Source organism: Microbacterium sp. NPDC089695, from assembly GCF_044749085.1.
Classification (GTDB): Bacteria; Actinomycetota; Actinomycetes; order Actinomycetales; family Microbacteriaceae; genus Microbacterium.
Map to the genome: position 1 here is coordinate 259,754 of NZ_JBIVHG010000001.1, position 15,979 is coordinate 275,732.

General features: G+C 70.5%; 16 protein-coding genes. 7 read left to right on the forward strand and 9 right to left on the reverse strand.

Annotated features, from left to right (window positions below; genetic code table 11):
• Positions 1 to 47 precede the first annotated feature (47 nt).
• Both ACIPYT_RS01355 and ACIPYT_RS01360 read left to right on the forward strand, forming a co-directional pair.
• Complete coding sequence (locus ACIPYT_RS01355; protein ID WP_401069741.1) at positions 48 to 1,076, forward strand: ABC transporter ATP-binding protein; 1,029 nt, start codon at positions 48 to 50, stop codon at positions 1,074 to 1,076.
• Positions 1,073 to 1,873 (forward strand): ABC transporter permease, encoded by an 801-nt coding sequence (locus ACIPYT_RS01360; RefSeq protein WP_401069744.1) that lies wholly within the window; start codon positions 1,073 to 1,075, stop codon positions 1,871 to 1,873. The genes ACIPYT_RS01355 and ACIPYT_RS01360 overlap by 4 nt, the downstream gene beginning before the upstream one ends.
• A gap of 32 nt (positions 1,874 to 1,905) precedes the next feature.
• Here ACIPYT_RS01360 and ACIPYT_RS01365 read toward each other — a convergent pair whose 3' ends face one another.
• The 5 genes from ACIPYT_RS01365 to ACIPYT_RS01385 all read right to left on the reverse strand — a co-directional run bounded on the left by ACIPYT_RS01365 (position 1,906) and on the right by ACIPYT_RS01385 (position 7,809).
• Positions 1,906 to 3,318, reverse strand: coding sequence for a DUF6716 putative glycosyltransferase (locus ACIPYT_RS01365; protein WP_401069746.1), 1,413 nt, complete (start codon positions 3,316 to 3,318; stop codon positions 1,906 to 1,908).
• Between the two features lie 20 nt (positions 3,319 to 3,338).
• Complete coding sequence (locus ACIPYT_RS01370; protein ID WP_401069748.1) at positions 3,339 to 4,211, reverse strand: N-acetylneuraminate synthase family protein; 873 nt, start codon at positions 4,209 to 4,211, stop codon at positions 3,339 to 3,341.
• An 85-nt stretch (positions 4,212 to 4,296) separates the two neighbouring features.
• On the reverse strand, positions 4,297 to 5,442 hold the full coding sequence (locus tag ACIPYT_RS01375) for a cytidylyltransferase domain-containing protein (RefSeq protein WP_401069751.1): 1,146 nt from the start codon (positions 5,440 to 5,442) through the stop codon (positions 4,297 to 4,299).
• 40 nt (positions 5,443 to 5,482) lie between these two features.
• Positions 5,483 to 6,832 carry a polysialyltransferase family glycosyltransferase gene (locus ACIPYT_RS01380; protein WP_401069754.1) on the reverse strand — a complete coding sequence of 450 codons (1,350 nt, stop codon included), beginning with the start codon at positions 6,830 to 6,832 and terminating at the stop codon, positions 5,483 to 5,485.
• Positions 6,829 to 7,809, reverse strand: coding sequence for a glycosyltransferase family 2 protein (locus tag ACIPYT_RS01385; protein WP_401069757.1), 981 nt, complete (start codon positions 7,807 to 7,809; stop codon positions 6,829 to 6,831). Before ACIPYT_RS01385 ends, ACIPYT_RS01380 begins: the two co-directional genes overlap by 4 nt.
• Positions 7,810 to 7,952: 143 nt before the next feature.
• On the opposite strand from ACIPYT_RS01385, the gene ACIPYT_RS01390 reads away from it, so the two are divergent.
• Entirely contained in the window at positions 7,953 to 8,837 is an 885-nt protein-coding gene (locus ACIPYT_RS01390) for a hypothetical protein (protein WP_401069760.1), read from the forward strand.
• 48 nt (positions 8,838 to 8,885) lie between these two features.
• Positions 8,886 to 9,176: a DUF4229 domain-containing protein gene (locus ACIPYT_RS01395; RefSeq protein ID WP_401069763.1), complete on the forward strand. Its 291-nt coding sequence runs from the start codon at positions 8,886 to 8,888 to the stop codon at positions 9,174 to 9,176.
• Between the two features lie 32 nt (positions 9,177 to 9,208).
• Here ACIPYT_RS01395 and ACIPYT_RS01400 read toward each other — a convergent pair whose 3' ends face one another.
• Genes ACIPYT_RS01400 through ACIPYT_RS01410 form a run of 3 tightly spaced genes read right to left on the reverse strand, consistent with a single transcriptional unit; the run spans position 9,209 to position 11,009 of the window.
• Entirely contained in the window at positions 9,209 to 10,180 is a 972-nt protein-coding gene (locus tag ACIPYT_RS01400) for a 1,4-dihydroxy-2-naphthoate polyprenyltransferase (protein ID WP_401069766.1), read from the reverse strand.
• A 26-nt stretch (positions 10,181 to 10,206) separates the two neighbouring features.
• Positions 10,207 to 10,497 carry a DUF4287 domain-containing protein gene (locus ACIPYT_RS01405; protein WP_401069769.1) on the reverse strand — a complete coding sequence of 97 codons (291 nt, stop codon included), beginning with the start codon at positions 10,495 to 10,497 and terminating at the stop codon, positions 10,207 to 10,209.
• Between the two features lie 56 nt (positions 10,498 to 10,553).
• The gene (locus ACIPYT_RS01410) at positions 10,554 to 11,009 is read right to left on the reverse strand and encodes an Lrp/AsnC family transcriptional regulator (protein WP_401069772.1); all 456 of its coding nucleotides are present in this window, start codon (positions 11,007 to 11,009) and stop codon (positions 10,554 to 10,556) included.
• A gap of 71 nt (positions 11,010 to 11,080) precedes the next feature.
• Between ACIPYT_RS01410 and ACIPYT_RS01415 the strand changes: the two genes are divergently transcribed.
• Together ACIPYT_RS01415 and ACIPYT_RS01420 are read left to right on the forward strand one after the other, a co-directional pair.
• The gene (locus ACIPYT_RS01415; protein ID WP_401069775.1) at positions 11,081 to 12,511 is read left to right on the forward strand and encodes a DUF6421 family protein; all 1,431 of its coding nucleotides are present in this window, start codon (positions 11,081 to 11,083) and stop codon (positions 12,509 to 12,511) included.
• 115 nt (positions 12,512 to 12,626) lie between these two features.
• Positions 12,627 to 13,271 (forward strand): SDR family NAD(P)-dependent oxidoreductase, encoded by a 645-nt coding sequence (locus ACIPYT_RS01420; RefSeq protein ID WP_401069777.1) that lies wholly within the window; start codon positions 12,627 to 12,629, stop codon positions 13,269 to 13,271.
• A 74-nt stretch (positions 13,272 to 13,345) separates the two neighbouring features.
• Here ACIPYT_RS01420 and ACIPYT_RS01425 read toward each other — a convergent pair whose 3' ends face one another.
• The gene (locus ACIPYT_RS01425; RefSeq protein ID WP_401069780.1) at positions 13,346 to 14,839 is read right to left on the reverse strand and encodes an MFS transporter; all 1,494 of its coding nucleotides are present in this window, start codon (positions 14,837 to 14,839) and stop codon (positions 13,346 to 13,348) included.
• Positions 14,840 to 14,901: 62 nt separating this feature from the next.
• On the opposite strand from ACIPYT_RS01425, the gene ACIPYT_RS01430 reads away from it, so the two are divergent.
• Positions 14,902 to 15,969 carry a threonine aldolase family protein gene (locus tag ACIPYT_RS01430; RefSeq protein ID WP_401069783.1) on the forward strand — a complete coding sequence of 356 codons (1,068 nt, stop codon included), beginning with the start codon at positions 14,902 to 14,904 and terminating at the stop codon, positions 15,967 to 15,969.
• Positions 15,970 to 15,979: the final 10 nt, after the last annotated feature.

A 15,979-nucleotide genomic window follows, 5' to 3' on the forward strand; every position in this document is an offset into this window, starting at 1 on the left:
AGATATCGCGGACAGGATCTGTCCTGGTTGGGTTCTACCGTCGGGGCATGGCGAATGAACCCATCATCGAAACCGAGGGCCTGACGAAGGTCTTCACCGTCAAGAAGACATCGGTCGAAGCCGTGACCGATCTCTCCTTCACCGCCGTGCGCGGCGAGCTCGTCGCTTTCCTCGGGCCCAACGGCGCCGGCAAGTCCACGAGCCTGCGCATGCTCACGACGCTCATCCCTCCGACATCCGGCTCGGCACGCGTCGTCGGGCGCGACATCCGCACGGATGCCGCGGGTGTGCGCGCCCGGATCGGCTACGTCGGCCAGCTCACGAGCGGCAGCTTCGCACAACGCGTGCGCGACGAACTGCTCAGTCAGGGCGCGTTCTACGGCATGACGCGGCGCGACAGCATCCGACGAGCCGAACAGCTGATCGAGTCGCTCGACCTCGGATCGTTCCAGACCCGCTCGGTGCAGCAGCTCAGCGGCGGCCAGAAGCGACGACTCGACATCGCGCTCGGGCTCATGCACGCCCCGCCGCTGCTCTTCCTCGACGAGCCGTCGACGGGCCTCGACCCGCAGAGCCGCGCGAACCTCTGGGAGCACATCCTCGATCTGCGCACGCAGCACGGCACGACCGTCTTCCTCACGACGCACTACCTGGAGGAGGCCGATCGCTACGCCGAGCGCGTCATGGTCATGGACAAGGGCCGCATCATCGCCGACGACGACGCGACCTCGCTCAAGGCGACGCTCGCCGGAGACCTGCTGACGTTCGGCTTCGAGACGGCAGCGGATGCAGCGGCAGCTCGCCCCGTGATCGCACGCATCAGCGACGCCGCACTCACGCTCCACGACGACGCGGTGTCGTTCGCCGCTCCGGACGGCGACCACCTGCTGCCTCGGATCGTCCGCGAGCTCGACGCGGCGGGCATCCTCGTGCAGCGGGCGACCGGCGTGCCGCCCACGCTCGACGACGTCTTCCTCGCGCTCACGGGACGCACGCTGCGGGAGGCGGGAGAGGGCACCGGCGAGGATCCGGCATCCGATACGACCGAGACCGACAAGACAGGAGTGCTCTCATGACCGACCTCACGACCGCCACCGCGACGCCGGACACCCGCGTGCGCCCGAACCTCGCCCGCGACACACGTCACGTGCTCACCCGCGAGCTGCGTCCGGTGCTGCGCGATCCGTTCACCCTGATCTTCAGTCTGCTGCAGCCGCTCGTGTTCCTCGGGCTGTTCGCCCCGCTGCTCGTCGGCGGATCAGGCGAGCCCGTGGGCGAGACCCTCGGCTGGTTCGTGCCGGGCGTGCTCGTGATGATCGTGCTCTTCGGCACCGGTGCGACCGGGTCGAACCTTCAGTACGAGATGATGACGGGTTCGCACGAACGCACCCTCGTCGCCCCGCTCGCCCGCTCGTCGCTGCTCGTGGGCCGCGCCCTCAAGGAGATCGCGCCGATCGTCGTGCAGGCGCTCGTGATCGTGCTGATCGCCTGGCCGTTCGGCTTCGCGATCGACGTGCCTGGTCTCCTGATCGGCCTCGCACTGCTCGCGGTGTTCGGCGTCGGACTCGGCTCGCTGTCGTACGCGCTCGCGCTCGGCACCAAGGACCGCGAGTGGCTGTTCTGGGGTGTGCAGCAGTCGCTGATCTTCCCGCTGCTCATCCTCTCGGGCATGCTGCTGCCGCTCGACGACGGCCCGGCCTGGATGCGGGCGGTCGCCACGGTGAACCCCGTCAACTGGGTGGTGCAGGCCGAGCGCGCGCTGTTCGCGGGCGACCTGAGCGACGTCACGGTGCTGTGGGGATGGATCGCGGCGCTCGCCGTCGCCGCGATCGGCCTCGTGGTGGGCGTACGGGCGATCCGCCGCAGCAGCTGACGGCCCGGACCGGAACGGAGCCGTGCCCTGACTCAGCGCCGGATCGAGTCGTGGAACGGGTTCGGCTCGAGCGTGAAATCCGTCGAGGGGTCGGCCCACGTGGCGCCCTCGGCGGATGCCCGGCCGCTGCGCAGGCGTGCGAGCGCCGCAGTGGCCGGGATGCCGAGCGTCAGCGCCACGGCGCCGCGCAGCGTCCTGTCTTCACGCCCGAGGACGCTCGCGCGATGCCATGCCACGTGCATCGATCCGCCGCGCGGGGCCGGGATGCGCCGTGCCGGCAGCGCACCGGCGCGACGGAGCGCCACGAGCTTCTCGACCCGCTGCCACCACGTCGACTCCGCCGCGGGATGGAAGTAGTTGTCGCGCAGCCAGTCGGGGTGCGGATGCCGGAAGCGTCCGGCGACCACCTCGCTGCGCCCGCCGAGCAGACCGCTGCCGACGAACACCGTGTTCAACAGCCCCTTGCTGACGCCGAAGGAGTCAAGAGCGATCACCGGGACGCCGAGCGCGACCGCCTCGATCGCCGCGGTCGAGCTCACCGTCACGAGACCGGCGGCGGTCGAGAGCGCCTGCCCCATGGAGTCGTACGACACGACGAGGTTCTGCGGGCGGCGCGCGGGCAGCAGGTCGAGGTACGGGTCGCGCTCGAGGTGGGTCTCGGACTCCCCCGGTCGCGAGCGCAGCTTCACGACGACCCGGCGACGCGGGTCGGCCTCGGCCGCACGCACGAGAGTGGCCGCGATCTCGGCCCGCTCGTCGCGCCCGACCGGCACCAGCGCCTGCGCGGCGAACACGATGTCGGTGGCGGGCGTGCGCACCGCACGCTGCGGCCCGGTGCCGGTCGGCGGCTCCGAGCGCTCCGCGAGCAGCGTCGCGCCCGCCCTCTCCGTCAGCGAGCCCGTGACGACCTTCGCCCGTTCCGCGGCGATCATGCGCGACCGCGGCCGCGCGAACGGCAGGGTCGCGAGTGCGGTCGGCATCTCGACGCCGATGCGGCGTCCGAGCTCGGCGAACGCGCGTTGCTCCCGGTGCGAGTGCACCACGAGCAGGTCGGCGTGGCGGCGGTAGTCGAGCGCTCCGCGCTGCGCAGGGATCGCCATGCCGGGCAGGCCCGCGACCACGACCGGGCGTCGCGCGAGCCGGTCGATCACCCGCCCCATCAGCCGCACGAACGGACCCCGCCCGGCGAGCACCACCACGTCGGGGCGCTGCCCGTCGAGCCATCCCGCGGTCTCGCCGAACGAGAGGCGCGTGACGGCGTGCTCCGGCATCCCGGTGCCCGCGAGCGCCGTGCGCTGCTGCTGCTCGCTCGCCGTGAGCGGTGTGCGCACGATGAGCAGGTGAGGACGGATGCCGTCGACGCCGCCGAGCATCGACGCCGACCACTTCACGAACGAGTCGGCGTCGGCGATCGCGACGACGCGCAGCGCCTGCGATGCACTCATGCTCATACCCGCGGCTCCCGTCACGCGGTGACGCGACGCAGCTTCGCCATGGGGGCGCGCTCGCTGTCGAACACGCGCTTGACGCCGTCGCCGAGTGCCGTCTCGATCACGCGGATGTCGCGCACGAGGTGCTCGAGACCGGTCGGCTCGAGGGAGGCCGCGTGGTCGGAGCCCCACATCGTGCGGTCGAGCGTGATGTGGCGCTCGACCGCGACGGCTCCGAGGGCGACCGCGGCGAGCGAGATCTGCAGACCGCGCTCGTGGCCCGAGTACCCGACCGGAACGCCGGCGTAGCGGTCGCGCAGCGTCGCGATCATGCGCAGGTTCGCCTCTTCGGGCTCGAGAGGGTAGGTCGAGGTCGCGTGCAGCAGCACCACGCGGTCGGTGCCGAGCGTGTCGAGGGCCCGGTCGATCTGCTCCATGGTCGACATGCCGGTCGAGAGGATGACGGGCTTGCCGGTGTCGCGCAGGGCGACGAGAAGCTCGGTGTCGGTGAGGCTCGCGGACGCGACCTTGTGGGCGGGCACGTTCAGGTCTTCGAGGAACTCGACGCTCGGCACGTCCCACGGCGAGGCGAACCAGTCGAGTCCGAGCATCGTGGCGTGGTCGCCGATCTCGACGTACTCGTCACGACCGAACTCGATGCGCTTGCGGTACTCGAAGTACGTCATGGTGCCCCAGGGCGTCTCCCGCGGGACGTCGCGCATGTGCTCGGGGGTGGAGATCTCCGGCGTGCGCTTCTGGAACTTCACGGCGTCGGCGCCGGCCTTGGCCGCGACGTCGATCAGTCGCTTCGCGATCTCGACGTCGCCGTTGTGGTTGAGGCCGATCTCCGCGATGACGTAGGCGGGACGACCGCTTCCGATGACACGCGATCCGATGCTGACAGTCATGATTCCTCCGGTCGTCGAAAGGGCCTTCTGTCCTGGGTACGCGCCGAGGGTGAACTCCGTGCGACAGGAGGGTTACCGGCACCGGTCAGCCCGGCAACACGCGTTCGATCAGCTCGCGCACGGCGCCGTGTCCGCCGTGTCGGGCCAGCACGACCCGCGCCTCGGCGAGGACTCGCGGGTGGGCGTTCGCGACCGCGATCGGCCACCCCACGATCCGCATCGCCGGGAGGTCGTTGACATCGTTGCCGAGGTAGGCGATCTCGTCGAGGTCGAGGCCGTTCTCCTCCGCCCATCCCCGCAGAGCCGACTCCTTGTCGTCGATCCCGTGCAGCACCGGGACCTTGAGCTTCTCGGCCCGCGCTCGGACGACCGCGTTCACCTCGGTCGACAGGATGAGCATCGGGATGCCGGCGCGACGCAGCAGCGCGACGCCCATGCCGTCCTCCCGGCTCACCCGCACCCGCTCGACGCCGTCGGCGTCGAGGCTCGCGGTGTCGTCGGTGTGCACGCCGTCGAAGTCCGTGACGACCGCACGCACGGGGATGCGCTCCGGCGTCTCGTGCAGCGAGGCGAGCGCCCGGGCGATCTCGAGCTGCTGCGTGTCGTCGATCTCGATCGCGGTCCATTCCGGCACTTCCGCGATGCGGATGCGACCGAAGAACCGGTGTCTGGCGGTGCGGAAGCCGTCGGCCCGGAACACGTAGAACGCGCCCGTCTCGAGATAGTGCGGCTCGCGGTCCTGGCGGCGCGGTCGATGCCCGGCCTCGTGGTTGAGTGCGACGGCGGCGTCGTCGCCCGTGCGCCCCCACAGGAAGCCGTAGGTCTCGTGGGCCGAGAAGACGCTGTCGGCGCGATCGCCGTGCACGTCGCGCACGGCGGCGGACAGCGCGTCGCTCGGTATGAACGGCGACGTCGCCTGCAGGAACGCCACGACGTCGATGCTCTCTCCCGCGGCTTCGAGCTCGTCGAGGGCATGCAGGATCGCGCTCTCGGACGACGCGGTATCGCCCGAGATGTCGACCGGACGACGGATGACGACCGCCCCGGCTGCCGCTGCCACCGCGGCGATCTCGGCATCATCGGTCGACACCGCGACGAGGTCGATGCCGTCGGCGGCGAGCGCGGCGCGCACGGCACGTTCGACCAGCGGCACACCGCCGACCCGCTGCACGTTCTTGCGCGGCACCCCCTTGGAGCCGCCCCGCGCCGGGATGATCGCGACCGTCGTCATCGTGCACCCTTTCGTCCGTGGTCTCGTGTCATATCGGGATTCACCGGCCCCGCAGCGCCCGCCAGGCGCGCCCCACTCGTCGCCGGGCGCCGAGAGCCGTGAGCTTGAGCTCCTCGACGCGCCCGACTCCTCCGACGGGACGGATGGCCCGACCCACGAGGCCCTGCTGCGGCGCTCCGGGCAGACGCAGCTCGAGCAGTCGCTCCGGAGAGAAGTACCGGTCGCGGTCGTCGGGGCCGATGCCGTCGAGCAGCAGTTCCGCGCGTTCGCGCAGGTGCGCGGCGATCACCGGTTGCATGGCGTAGCCGACGGCGTCGACGAGCAGCTGCAGCCGCGCGGGTTCACGGTACGGCGAGTCCTGGCGCGTGAGCGCGTCGACGATCGTGGCCGGGATGCGGTTGCTGTTCTCGTACGGGCTGAGGCGCCGCAGCACGGCATCCGTGCCGACGGCGTCGATGTCGCGGCCGAACAGCGCCCGCACCGTCGGCAGCGCGGTCGAGAAGCCGGCGATCACGGCCTGCGCGTCGAGGCGTTCGGCGAGCAGCTCGGCCGACAGGGCGCCCCGGTACTCGACGAACTCGACGTCGTGGAAGGCAGCGCGTTCGCGAAGTGCGTCGGTCACCCGCGGGGGCGCCGAAGGGTGCGGCTTGAACACGATGCGATGCGGCGAGCGCCGTGCGGCACGGTCGATCATGTCGCGCTGCAGATCGACCTCCTCGGCGTCGGTCATGAGGCCCAGAGCCGCGAGGTACTGACCGAGCACGAGCACGACCGGGCCGTCGGGCACGGCATCCGCGGGTGCGGCGTCGTCGGGAGCGGCGTCGGCCAGCGCACGCCGGAACAGCTCGGGGCCGACCGGCACGGGCACGGCGTGCGGCGACCCGACCAGCGGCGCGACGCCCGGCACGACGTCGGCGTGCACGACCCGTGTGATCCGGGCGGTGACCGTGTGCGGCATCCGCACCCGCATCGGCGAGTACGTCATGAGCCCGTCGCCGATGACCGTGAGCCGCGCGCGCGGGAACATCGCCATGAGGGTGCGCGCAGGCGCGACCTGCGGGCTCTGCACGAGCAGTTCGAGGTCGTCGGCGTCGAGACCCCAGGCCCGCGTGAGCAGTCGTTCGAGCACGGGGAGGTCGGCGTCGTCGGGAGCCCAGGAACTCGGATGCAGGGGGCCGAGCAGCGCGTCGAGATCCTCGATCCGGTCGAAGCGCTCCCGCAGCCGCGCGAGCGCCGGGTCCGCCGCGATGCCGACCGTGGTCTCGGGGACGCGCGCCGATACGAAGGGCACGAGCAGCCGGTCGCCGTGGTCGCCGAGCAGTCCCCCGTCGATCGCCGCGGCGGCCGTCGCGAGGCCGTAGGCGCTGTGCAGAGCGAAGAGCTGGGTCATGCGACGCGACCCGCCGTGCGCAGGAGCGGCGCGAGCACACGGCGCCGGGGACCGTCGAGTCGCCGCAGCACCGCCTCCGACTCGGCGTCCGGCAGGCGTCCGAGCAGATCGCGGATGCCGGAGCGCATCTCCGCGCGCAGCGACGGCGTCATGCGGCGGGCGCGCACCAGGTGTCGTGCACTCAGCGCCAGCACGGTCCACACCGCCTTGGGCAGGAAGCGCTCCGCCTCGGCATCCGCGGTCACGATGTCGACGACCTCGCCCATGGCTCTCGCGAAGTCGAGCTGTCGCCTGTCGCGCACCTGGGTGAGCGAGGTCGCGACGCCCCGGCGATAGAGCAGCGCGGGGGCGTCGACCACCGCGAACGATCGCGCGCGCAGGTGCAGACGCCAGATCCAGGGGCGGTCCTCGGCCGTGAACAGCCCGGGGGTGAAGTCGGCGAATCCCTCGTCGAGCACCCGGCGATGCAGCAGACCCGCCCACGCGAACGGATAGTCGACCATGGTCGGCTCGTCGTCGGGCAGGATCGCGTCGCGCGGCGAGGCGACCGTCTCGCGCCACGCGAACGGCGCGCGCATCAGGACGCGCGCGCTTCCCCGCACCGTCACGTGATCGGTGCGCACGATGTCGCAGTCGAGGTCGCGCAGGCGCCGGGCGAGCACCGCGAGCCGCTGCGGCTGCATCCAGTCGTCGCCGTCGAGGAACGTGAAGGTCTCACCCTCGACGTGCGCGAGCCCCTGGTTGCGGGCCGTCGCCAGTCCCTGCGCGTGCGCGTTGCGGATGACCGTGGCATGCGGCATCCGCTCGGCGTAGCTGCGCATGATGGCGCCGGTGTCGTCGCGGGAGCCGTCGTCGATCGCGACGAGCTGCAGGTCCGCAGGGTCGTCGAACTGTCGGGTGAGCGTCTCGAGCGTCGTGCCGATGTAGGCGCCGGCGTCTTTCGCGGGCAGGACGACGGTGACGAGGGGTGTGCGCACGGATCTCCCGGGGTGGACGGTTCCGGCATGGTGCCAGTCGCTCGTTGCCGACCGGCGACCTGCAGGTGAACGCCGGGTGTCCCGAGTGCCCGGCGGCGGAGTCGGGTTCGCGCGATCCGCCGCTATCGACCACCATGGAGAGCATGCTCTGGCCGTTCGGAACCACCTGGCGCCCGGTGCGGCAGAAGCGGCGCACCGCGATCGACCTGCGCTGGCTGACGGCGCGATCGTGGACCCGCCGCTGGTACCCGCAGGGCGTCGACGTCGGCGAGTGGCACGGTCGTCGCACCCTGGCCGTGAGCTGGTTCCGGCAGCGTCTCGACGGACAGCACCTCGCGTCGCGCGTGGCCCTCGTCGACCTCGAACGCTCGAGGCACCTCGACGTGCTGCTGGCGGTCGACGAGGAGGGTGTGCTGCAGCCCGCCCCCATCCATGCCGGAGGGCTCGCCTGGTGCGGCGACCGGCTGTTCGTCGCCGCCACGGGTCGGGGCATCTGGGAGTTCGACCTGTCTCGCATCCGCCGCGTGCACGGCGCCGATGCGCGACGGATCGCCGGCGCGCGAGCGCGCGGTCATCGAGTCAGCGCCCTCGTCGCGGTGCGCACCCGCGTGCATCCGATCGATCTGCGCTGCTCGTTCCTCGGCCGTGTGGTCGACGCCGACGGTACGACGCTCGACCGCGTGCTGATCGGCGAGTACAAGGCCGACGACACCGGGCGCATCGCGGAGTTCGACGTTCCCGAGGGCGCAGGCGGCTTCACCGAGCGCGAGCGCTTCTCCCCCGGCATCCCCCGTATGCAGGGCGCGGTGCGCTGGGGTGAGCGGCACTTCGTGTCGCAGTCCGACCACCTGCGACCCGGCGTGCTGTGGACGGGCCCGCGCGACGCGATGACGCGCAGCCGCATCCCGCTGCCGATCGGATGCGAGGATCTCGCGCTCGACCCCGAGGCACGGCTGCTCTGGACGCTCGGCGAGCACCCGTGGAAGCGCGTCGTGCGGGGCATCCCTCTCGGTGCCCTCGGCCTCTGAACCTGCGCACCCAGCCTGCTGATCAGCGCCCGAACGTAGACTGGCGGGGTGAAGAAACCAGCACCCCTCCTCGTCTACACCGTGCTCCGGCTGCTGGCGTTCCTCGTGCCGCTCGCGATCCTCTGGTTCTTCTTCCCGATCTTCCGGGAGTTCTGGTGGCTCGCCGCGATCTTCGCCGCACTCATCGGCGTGAGCATCTCGATGCTGTTCCTTCGTGCCCCGCTGACCGACGCGTCCGCGCGGATCCAGGAGCGGCGCTCCAGCCGGTCAGCGGGTGCGCAGGCCGACGCGGATGCCGAGGATGCAGCCGTCGACGCCGACGAGTCCGACCGCCCCTGAGGTCGTCGAGCGAGCGCCCCGCGCACCCGGCGTCAGGCCACGAACGCCCAGAACACGGCACCCGCGTACAGCAGCGCGGTGAGTGACGTGAGTGCGAGCGCGATCACGAGCTCCTTGGCCTCGCGGTACGTCCACACGATGAGGATCGCCGGGAGCCCCGCGAGAAGCGCGAGCAGACCGATCCACGCGATCGGGTAGAGCAGTGCGAGGAACGCGAGGATGCCGAACGGCACGAGCACGAAGAGCGTGAACAGCACCTGCGTCGCGCGGCGTCCGATGAGCACTGTGAGCGTGCGCTTGCCGACGAGGCGGTCCTGGTCGATGTCGCGCAGGTTGTTCGCGAGAAGCACCGCGCAGGCGAACAGCCCGGCCGCGATCGCGCCCAGCCACGCCTGCGAGGGCAGCGCGAAGATCTGCACCCAGGTGGTGCCGAGCGTCGCGACGAGTCCGAAGAACACGAAGACGAAGACCTCGCCGAGGCCGTAGTACCCGTAGGGGCGCTTGCCGCCGGTGTAGAACCACGCGGCGACGATGCACGCGGCGCCGATCGCCAGCATCCACCACTGACCTGTGCGCACCACGATCGCGATGCCGACGGCGGCGGCGAGCGCGAAGAACAGCAATCCGATGATCAGCACGGTGCGCGGCTTCACTCGGCCGGAGGCTGTGAGGCGCGCGGGGCCGACCCGCACGGCGTCGGTGCCGCGGATGCCGTCGCTGTAGTCGTTCGTGAAGTTCACACCGATCTGCAGCAGCACGGCGACCGCGAGGCAGGCGAGGGCGATGACCCAGTGGAACTCGGGCCCGGTGCTGCGCGCGGCCCCGGTGCCGATCACGACGGGGGCGATCGCGAGAGGCAGAGTGCGCAGGCGTGCCGCGCCGATCCAGTCGCGCGCGGTGATCGGGCCCGCCTCGACCACCGGACGCTTGGCGGGATTCCCGCTCGATCGGACCGGCTTGCGGGTGCTCTTGGTGCTCTTCTTGCGCTGTGAGGATGCTGCCACGCAGGGAATCCTACTGGCCGGGCCTATCAGGGATTCGGGTTCGAGTCCTTGCCGTCGAGCCAGAGCGTGTCGGACTTGTCACCGTGCGCGCCGCCCTTGCCGACGTGCGTGGAGCTGATCTTCGGCCCCTTGAGGATCACATGCACCATGGCCTGCGCGTGCCCGTGACCGAGGCCGTACTCCCCTTTGAGCCAGTTCAGCACGACGGTCGACTTCGTGGTCTCGTCGAAGCCCTGTTCCTTCGCGAGCTCGATGAACTGCCGCGGGGTGAGACCGGTCTGAGCCTCGACCTTGTCGAGATACGCCTGGAAGGACATCGATGCTCCTGGGTTCGGGGACGACGCTCACGGTACCGCGCTGCGCGCGATGCGCACTACCCCTGGGTGACTGTGACGATCGGCCGGTGCTCGTAGTAGGTCTGCAGCACCACGGTGGTGCGCGTGTTCACGTTCGCCGCGAGACGGATGTCGCGCACGAGCTCCTCGAGGTCGCGAGGCGTCGCGACCCGCACGAACAGCATGTAGCTGGCGTCGCCGGCGATCGAGTGACAGGCTTCGATCGCGCTGAGGTGCTGGAGCCGGTCAGGCGCATCGTCGGGCTGTGCGGGGTCGAGCGGCGTGATCTCGATGAACGCCGACAGCGGAGCGCCGACCTGCTCGGGGTCGAGCACGGCACGGTATCCGGTGATCACCCCGCGGGTCTCGAGGCGGCGCAGCCGCGACTGCACGGCCGACACCGAGAGGCCAACGGCGTCAGAGAGCTGGGCCAGCGTGGCACGCCCGTCTCGGGAGATCGCGGCGAGGATCGAACGGTCGACAGCATCATCCATGGATGTAAGATTATCGTCAGGATTCCGCTATCGCCGGAATATTTCCGCCCATACCCGCGATCGGAGGTTCCATGTCCACTCCCACCCTGAACACTCAGGCCATCGTCGGCGAACCCGAGGTCGTCGAGGACGCCGCGACCGCCGAGCAGAGCGCGGCCTGGGCGCAGCTGAAGGACGCCGCGATGGCGATCCGCGAGCTGCAGGTGAAGGACGGCTCGATCCCGGATGCGGCGCACCACGCCGCCGCCCGCGAGCTGGTCGCCGGCATCACCGCCGCGATCCGGGCGCTGACCCCCGCCTTCCCCCACGACGCCGACTACCTCTCGGCGTCGGTCGTCGACTTCGAGCGCTGGGTGGCCGAGGGCTTCGGCGTGCCCGACTTCCTCGATTCGCTGCTCGCCTTCCAGCCGCAGCAGCACCGCATCGACGGCATCCGCCATCTCGTGGTCTTCCCGATGTACACGCAGAACGGATCGAGCGATCGCCTGGTCGAGGCGTTGATCGTCGAGACGATCTGGCCCGAGTTCATCGCGGCCCTCGAAGCCGGCGACTACGGCAACAAGCTGTTCGTCTCGCTGCGTCTCGTGGACTTCACCCCCGGGTACGACACGAACTCGGCCGTGCTGTTCCCCGAGACGGTCGCGATGCGCGAGATCCCGTCGTTCACGTGGGGTGCGATCTTCCAGGACCGCGAGGCCGCCCGCTACCGCCGCGTCACCCGCGCAGCCGCCGGGATCACGAACCTCGAGCTGCCCGAGCGCGCCGCCGCGATGCTCGACGACCAGGCCCTCACCGAGCGTGCGTTCGTGATGTGGGACATCATCCACGACCGCACGCACATGCGCGGTGACCTGCCGTTCGATCCGTTCATGATCAAGCAGCGAATGCCGTTCTTCCTCTACTCGCTCGAGGAGATGCGCTGCGACATGACCGCGTTCCGCGAGTCCGTCAAGATCGAGCGCGCCCTCGCGGCTCGCATGGAGGCCGGCGAAGAGCTCACCGACGCCGAGCGTGAGATGCACGAGCACGCCGGACTCGTGCAGTACGCCGTGATCTTCGACCGGATCTTCCGCTTCGCGATCACCGGCACGCGCGTCCGCAACTACGACGCCGTGGGCGGCCAGCTGCTGTTCGCGTGGCTGCACCAGCGCGGCGTGCTGCACTGGACCGATACGGCCCTCGCGTTCGACTGGGACGCTGTTCCCGACGCGGTCGTGGCTCTGGGCGACGCGATCGACGACCTCTACTGGCACTCGATCGACCGCCCGAAGGTCGCCCATTGGCTCGCGGCGTACGAGCTCGTGCGCGGTACGCTCACCCCGCACCCGGCCTCGCAGTGGGCCCGCGGTCTGTCCGACGAGATCCTCGCCGGCGCGCCCAAGGGGTACACGGATGCCGTGATGGACGACGAGTTCCCGCTGTCGATGTTCTTCGAGACCCTCGACAAGAAGATGAAGCCGGTCATCGAGTCGACCGTCGGCATCCGCGGGACGGACGACTGATCTCGACGCAGTTTCTGGGGAGCTCGGCCGCGCCCCTGCGGCCGGGCGCAACTTCTGCGGCCACTCCAGGGGGCAGTGGCCGCAGAAGTCGTTCCGATCCGCGAGAGGTGAGCACATGAACGTCGAACACCGCACGATCGTCCTGGCCGGGGCCACGAGCGCCTCGGGACTCGCCGTCGCCTCCGCGCTGATCGAGGCGGGCGCACGCGTCGTCGCGACCGGACGCTCCGCCGACCGCCTGGCGCCGCTGCGCGAGCTGGGGGCCGAGATCGAGGTCGCGGATGCGACATCGCTCTCCTCGATGTCCGACCTCGCGGCCCGGCTCGGCGCCGTCGACGCGGTCGTGCCGCTCGTCGGAGGGTGGCGCGGCGGCGGTGGGCTCGCCGGGCAGTCGGATGACGACTTCGCGGCGCTCCTCCCCGCTCTTGAGGCGGTGCGGGCGACGAGCCGTGCGTTCGACGCGCTGCTGCGCGCCGCAGATGCCGGACGCTTCGCGATCGTGTCCTCGACCGCCGTGGCACGCCCGCTCGCGGGCGGAGCGAACTACGCGGCGGTCAAGATGGCGAGCGAGGCGTGGGCGCGTGCCGTAGCGCAGGGCTTCGCGAAGGCGGCGCGAGATGCCGGGGAGCCGTTGCGCGCCGCATCCGTGGTCTTCCGGGCGAAGGCGCTGGACCCGTCGTCCCTCGCCCCGCGCATCGCGGCCCTGTGGGACGAGGACGCCGCAGACCTCAACGACCAGGTGCGTCTGCTCGACGACTGACTCAGTGGCGCCGGTCGGGGTTCAGCGCCCCGGCTCGTGATGCGGCGCCCGCGCTCGCGTCTCAGCGCTCGCGCTCAGCGCCCCGGCTCGGGGTTCGGCGGCGGCGTGCCGCGAACGGGGGCGGGAGCGTCGACCACTCGGGCCTCCCCCGTTGTCTCGACCTCCACGTCGGCGAGGTCGCCGTTCGCGTCGTCTGCGCGCGAGCTGTCTGTGACCGCAGGCCCCGACTCCCCTCCCTCTGCAGGCAGCTTCTGCTCCGGCGCATTCGCGTACAGGTCGGTGAGCCGGCGGTACGAACGGGTGAAGAAGGCGAGCGTGCCGACGACGACCATGACGAGTCCGGCGAATAGGCAGATCAGCGCGATGCCCCGGGCGTCGCCCTCGCCGAGCAGCCAGCCCCACTGCTGCTGACCGGGCCGCGAATCCATGTACGGGATGATGAGGAACTCGGCGATCGGTGCGATCAGGAACGCCGTGATCGGAGCGGCCGCCGCCTCCATCGCGGCGGCGACGCCGAACACGCGCCCCTGCCGATCGAAGCGCACGACCTTCTGGATCACGGTCTGCTCGGCGGCCTCGGCCGGCGGGACGAGCGCCATGTAGACCCAGATGCCCACCACGTAGAGCGGCCACCACTCGCGCAGCATGAACACCGCGCCCAGCAGCCCCATCGCGATCACGACGAGCAGCAATGTGCGCATGGGCTTCTCGCCCAGGCCGAACTTCGCCACGAGCCCGCCGCCGATCAGGAAGCCGGTCGACGCGAACGCGAGCGCGAACCCCCAGGTCTGCGCGTCGAACAGCGTCAGACCGTATGGGTCCATGAGGGCTATGTAGACGCCGCCGATGAGGTTGTTGAACGTCGAGAAGATGATGAGGGCGAAGAGACCGGGGGCCTGGCGGATCGCCGTCACACTGCCGCGGAAGTCGAGCGCGCTCGACGCGTCGGGGTCGGGGGTCGGCGCGCCCTCGGGGATGCGGATGAACAGCAGGTGCACGAAGGTGACCACCATCGCGACGATCGCGATGCCGAGGGTCCATCCCATGCCCAGGAATCCGATGGAGAGCCCGGAGAACACGCTCGTCACGAGGAACGCCAGCCCCTGCACGGTGCCGACCAGCCCGTTCGCGTTCGCGCGCCGCTCTTCGGGCACGAGCAGTGTGACGGTGGTCGACAGAGCGATGTTGCGCATCTGCTCGATCACCCCGCCGAACAGGATCAGCACCGAGAACGCCCAGAACCACGGACCGCCGAGGTCGAGCAGCGCGGACTCGGGCTGCCACACGTACAGAACCCCTGCGAGCAGGAACGCCACGGCCGAGACGACGCTCGAGATCAGCATGACCGTGTGCTTGCGATAGCGATCGACGATCGTGCCGAAGATCATCGCGAAGAACGCGATGAACAGCATGTAGGCACCGCCGATGATGCCCGTGGCGAGCACCGACTGGGTCTCGATGTACACCCAGAACGTGAGCGCGAACCACAGGAAGCTCGTCGTCACGTTCGCGATGAGCGTGTTGACGAGAACGTTCGCGAAGGCCGTCTTCGCCGCAGTCCGTTCCATGCGTCCGAGGGTAGGGGGTGCCTCCGACATCCGGTAGGGCATCCGCCGATTAGGCTTGTCCGGTGACCATTCAGCATGACCCCGCGATCCGCGGATTCGCCAGCGACAACTACTCCGGCGTGCACCCCGAGGTGCTCGAGGCGATCGCCCTCGCCAACGGCGGACACCAGATCGCCTACGGCGAGGACGCCTACACCGAGCGTCTGCAGGAGGTCTTCCGCGGCCACTTCGGCGACGGTGTGCAGGCGTTCCCCGTTTTCAACGGCACGGGCGCGAACGTCACCGGCATCCAGTCGATGCTGCCCCGCTGGGGTGCCGTCATCGCGGCATCCACCGCCCACATCAACGTCGACGAGGGTGGAGCGCCCGAGCGCATCGGCGGGTTCAAGATCCTCTCCGTCCCCACCGACGACGGCAAGCTCACCCCCGAGCTCGTCGACCGCGAGGCCTGGGGGTGGGGCGACGAGCACCGGGCGCAGCCGCTCGTGGTGTCGATCACGCAGTCGACCGAGCTCGGCACCCTGTACTCGGTCGACGAGATCCGCGCGCTCGCGGATCACGCCCACGAGCGCGGCATGACGCTGCACCTCGACGGCGCCCGCATCTCGAACGCCGCCGCGGCCCTCGACCTGCCCCTCCGGGCTTTCACCCGCGACGCCGGGGTCGACGTGCTGAGCTTCGGCGGCACCAAGAACGGAGCGATGCTGAGCGAGGCCATCGTGGTGCTGAACCCCGAGGCGTCGACTGGACTCACGTACTCGCGCAAGTTCAACATGCAGCTGTCGTCGAAGATGCGGTTCGTGTCGGCCCAGCTGATCGCCCTGCTCGAGGGCGACCTGTGGCTGCGCAACGCCCGTCACGCGAACGCGATGGCCCAGCGCCTGCGCGGCTCGATCGAGACGGGCATCGCCGACGGCTCCATCTCGGGCGTGACGTTCACCCAGCCCACGCAGTCGAACGGCGTGTTCGCAGCGCTGCCCGAGGGCGTCGCCGACCGGCTGCGCGAGAGCTTCCGCTTCTACGACTGGGATGCCGCCAAGCGCGAGGTCCGCTGGATGTGCGGCTTCGACACCGAGGAGTCCGACGTCGACCAGTTCGTCGCCGAACTCGCCCGCCTCACCTCCGCCTGAGCGGCCGCTC

Excerpts from the sequence above, each read along its gene's own strand:
- ACIPYT_RS01365 (WP_401069746.1), bottom strand. The coding sequence starts at position 3,318 with ATGAGTGCATCGCAGGCGCTGCGCGTCGTCGCGATCGCCGACGCCGAC.
- ACIPYT_RS01380 (WP_401069754.1), bottom strand. The coding sequence starts at position 6,832 with ATGACCCAGCTCTTCGCTCTGCACAGCGCCTACGGCCTCGCGACGGCC.
- ACIPYT_RS01390 (WP_401069760.1), top strand. The coding sequence starts at position 7,953 with ATGCTCTGGCCGTTCGGAACCACCTGGCGCCCGGTGCGGCAGAAGCGG.
- ACIPYT_RS01375 (WP_401069751.1), bottom strand. The coding sequence starts at position 5,442 with ATGACGACGGTCGCGATCATCCCGGCGCGGGGCGGCTCCAAGGGGGTG.
- ACIPYT_RS01355 (WP_401069741.1), top strand. The coding sequence starts at position 48 with ATGGCGAATGAACCCATCATCGAAACCGAGGGCCTGACGAAGGTCTTC.
- ACIPYT_RS01405 (WP_401069769.1), bottom strand. The coding sequence starts at position 10,497 with ATGTCCTTCCAGGCGTATCTCGACAAGGTCGAGGCTCAGACCGGTCTC.
- ACIPYT_RS01420 (WP_401069777.1), top strand. The coding sequence starts at position 12,627 with ATGAACGTCGAACACCGCACGATCGTCCTGGCCGGGGCCACGAGCGCC.
- ACIPYT_RS01360 (WP_401069744.1), top strand. The coding sequence starts at position 1,073 with ATGACCGACCTCACGACCGCCACCGCGACGCCGGACACCCGCGTGCGC.
- ACIPYT_RS01425 (WP_401069780.1), bottom strand. The coding sequence starts at position 14,839 with ATGGAACGGACTGCGGCGAAGACGGCCTTCGCGAACGTTCTCGTCAAC.
- ACIPYT_RS01415 (WP_401069775.1), top strand. The coding sequence starts at position 11,081 with ATGTCCACTCCCACCCTGAACACTCAGGCCATCGTCGGCGAACCCGAG.
- ACIPYT_RS01410 (WP_401069772.1), bottom strand. The coding sequence starts at position 11,009 with ATGGATGATGCTGTCGACCGTTCGATCCTCGCCGCGATCTCCCGAGAC.
- ACIPYT_RS01370 (WP_401069748.1), bottom strand. The coding sequence starts at position 4,211 with ATGACTGTCAGCATCGGATCGCGTGTCATCGGAAGCGGTCGTCCCGCC.